2 protein-coding genes and 2 pseudogenes are annotated in these 1999 nt (G+C 60.5%); 2 read left to right on the top strand and 2 right to left on the bottom strand.

Annotated features, from left to right (window positions below):
* Positions 1-419: pseudogene (locus tag CFR76_RS18610) on the top strand (hypothetical protein); the annotation flags it as partial.
* 11 nt (positions 420-430) lie between these two features.
* Here CFR76_RS18610 and CFR76_RS17305 read toward each other — a convergent pair.
* Both CFR76_RS17305 and CFR76_RS17300 read right to left on the bottom strand, forming a co-directional pair.
* Positions 431-862, bottom strand: coding sequence for a hypothetical protein (locus tag CFR76_RS17305; RefSeq protein WP_012222746.1), 432 nt, complete (start codon positions 860-862; stop codon positions 431-433).
* A 9-nt stretch (positions 863-871) separates the two neighbouring features.
* A complete protein-coding gene (locus CFR76_RS17300) occupies positions 872-1123 on the bottom strand; it encodes a type II toxin-antitoxin system Phd/YefM family antitoxin (RefSeq protein ID WP_012222748.1) in 252 nt (83 codons plus the stop codon).
* Between the two features lie 188 nt (positions 1124-1311).
* Here CFR76_RS17300 and CFR76_RS17295 point away from each other — a divergent pair.
* Positions 1312-1851 (top strand): annotated as a pseudogene (locus CFR76_RS17295) (type IV secretory system conjugative DNA transfer family protein); the annotation flags it as partial.
* Positions 1852-1999: the final 148 nt, after the last annotated feature.

Here is a 1999-nt window from a genome sequence, read left to right as displayed (position 1 = left end):
CAAGGTCCCGGCAGATCGCCTTGATCGCCTTTCCTTCGACAAAATGCGCGCGACGGATCTTTCCAATTGTTTCCACAACAAGCATCCCAAACCGGGCCTTCATTCAGCATGAAGGCCATCGTGAACCCGTTTCTCAGAAAGGGGTCGTTTTTGGCTGCCTGTCCCCCTTCCGAAGGGGTCACTTTTTCATGCCGCTTAACAGTCTCGCGAATATCGAATGCCGTGTCGTCGACATCATCGAGCCGTATGGCATCGTCATTCTTGAAGGGGTCGCTGCGCATGCCGACCCGCATAGCAAGGGGAGGTCAGCCCTGCATGGCATTGGCGATGGCACCTTTGTGACCGACGGGCCTGTGCTGGACCGGCGCACGATGATGCGCCCGAAACTGCCGCCGAGTGTCCTGACACGTAAATCGTAATCCCCAGATGATTATTCTCGTGGGGTCTGCCGCAGGCTCCGGCCCTTCTGGTGGGCGACGATCCCGCGCTTGACTGCCGCGAATATGTCCACCGGCAGGAAGCCCCAGGCAAAACAGTCGGGTTGGTTGCGTGAGATGGGCCGCAGATCATAGCCCGGCCACACGAAGCGGTTGAGTTCGGCGGTTATGATCCAGGATGGCTCGTCATCCAGACCAAGGCGTCGTTTGACGTTTGCCGGGAGTGCCACCGCATGTGGGTCGTCCGGTTGGGAATGGGTGATCGGCACGACATAAACCTGACAGTCGCCGTCAGCATCGGCGGCAGCAACCACAATGGCACAGGGCCGGGCTTTCCGGCCTTCCTCGGCGCCAGCGCGGTGCTGGTCATGCCAGAGATAGGAATACGAGATGACCAGGCCAGGCGTCGGTTCGGGAATGGGCACGATGCGCGCTTACTGACCGACAGTGTAGCGGTGTTCCTCGGGGATCTCCGCAGCTTCGATCAGCGCAATCTCATGATCGTTGAGATCGGTCGCGGCGATGGCTTCGCGCTGGGCCTGTTTCAATGCGTGAAAGGTCTGGGCCGAGACGATATAAACCGTCTCCCGACCATACTTCGTGACCTTCACCGGTTCGGTGAGCGCACGGTCATGATAGGCGCCGAAATTTTTCTGCACGTCGGATGAGGTCACGGTCGTGGACATGGAATCACCCTTCCTTTTTATCTATCTTCCGTAAGATACGGATTCCTGGTCGGACGTGCAAGGTCAGAGTCCGCAACGCGCAAGTATTTCTTCTCTCCTGCCCGCTCTGGTACGATGGGTGCCGGATCATGCTTGCATGCCGGAAAATCCCGGTTCTTCGCTGTCTCCCATAACGAGGGGAGGACTCGATGGACCAGTCGGGAACACGTATCCAGTGGGGACAGGCACTCGTGGTCCTGTCCATGATCGTGCTGTCCTGGTGGACGGCGACACAATGGACGGCCTGGGAACTGGCGTTCCAGCCGGAACTCGGTCAACCGTGGTTCACGGTCCTGCATCGCTGGCCGGTTTATGCCCCGCCGCTGTTCTTCTGGTGGTGGTACGAGTTCGACGCCTACGCCCCGGCGGTGTTCGCACACGGCGCCTGGATCGCGGGTTCCGGCGGGGTGCTGGCTTTTGCAGCGGCCGTGGCGCTGTCCGTCCACCGCGCCCGTGAGGCGAAGCGGGCCGCGACCTATGGCTCCGCCCGCTGGGCCGAGGACGCGGAAATCCGCGCGGCCGGACTGCTGGGCGAGGATGGCGTGGTGCTGGGCAAATACCGCCGGGCCTATCTCCGACATGACGGTCCCGAGCACGTCCTGACTTTCGCGCCGACGCGCACCGGCAAGGGCGTGGGCATGGTGGTCCCCACACTCCTGACCTGGCCGGGTTCGGCCATTATCCATGACTGTTAAGCGGCATGGAAAAGTGACCCCTTCGGAAGGGGGACAGGCAGTCAAAAACGACCCCTTTCTGAGAAACGGGTTCACGATGGCCTTCATGCTGAATGGAGGCCCGGTTTGGGATGCTTGTTGTGGAAACAATTGGAAAGATCCG

It is taken from the genome of Komagataeibacter swingsii (assembly GCF_003207895.1).
In the GTDB taxonomy this organism is placed as follows: domain Bacteria; phylum Pseudomonadota; class Alphaproteobacteria; order Acetobacterales; family Acetobacteraceae; genus Komagataeibacter; species Komagataeibacter swingsii.
Note: the sequence above shows the minus strand (reverse complement) of the source record. Positions and strands in the feature narration are given on the sequence as shown.